This is a genomic window from Bradyrhizobium sp. SHOUNA76 (genome assembly GCF_023006445.1).
Classification (GTDB): Bacteria; Pseudomonadota; Alphaproteobacteria; order Rhizobiales; family Xanthobacteraceae; genus Bradyrhizobium.
In genome coordinates this window covers 1-590 of the sequence record NZ_JALBHA010001091.1, presented here as the reverse complement: position 1 = coordinate 590, position 590 = coordinate 1, and the positions used below count along the sequence as shown (strand labels likewise).

Below are 590 nucleotides of genomic sequence, written 5' to 3'. Positions count from 1 at the left end.
CGAGCCGCTCCGCATCCTGCCGGCGCTGCGCGCAGGGCTCGCCGCAATTCCGCAGGCGCCGATCCCGGCGCAGATCGAGTTCAACTCCGACCAGATCATGCTCGGCGGCCGTCCGCTGCAGAACATCTCAGCCGAGCTTCAGACCGACGGACGATCCTGGACCTTCCAGCGGCTCGAGCTGCGCGCGCCCGGCATGACGCAGCTCTCGCTCAATGGCGCGACGCCCGGCGCCGACAGTTTCAGCGGCCGTCTCAGCGTCGAATCGTCCGACCCGGATACGCTGATGGCCTGGCTCCAGGGTCGCAGCGAGATCAACCGCCGCAGCACGCGGCCGCTGCGTCTGGCCGGCGACGTGACGATCGCCGCCAACCATCTCGCCATCGACAGGCTGAAGGCCGACATCGAAGGCGGTACCGTCGAAGGGCGCATCGCCTTCGTGCAGACAGGCGCGAGCAAGGGCTCGCGGATCGACGCCGAGCTGAAGGCCGACCGGCTCGACCTCGACGCCGCCGCAAGCTTCGTGCGCGCGCTCGCGGGACCGCAAGGCGAGTGGCCGGACGAGGCAAAACTCGCGCTCGATATCGGCCGCG

Annotated in this window: 1 pseudogene; it reads left to right on the top strand. The window is 69.8% G+C overall.

Going from position 1 to position 590, the window contains the following annotated elements:
• Window positions 1–590, top strand: a pseudogene (locus MOV74_RS39915) (hypothetical protein); the annotation flags it as partial.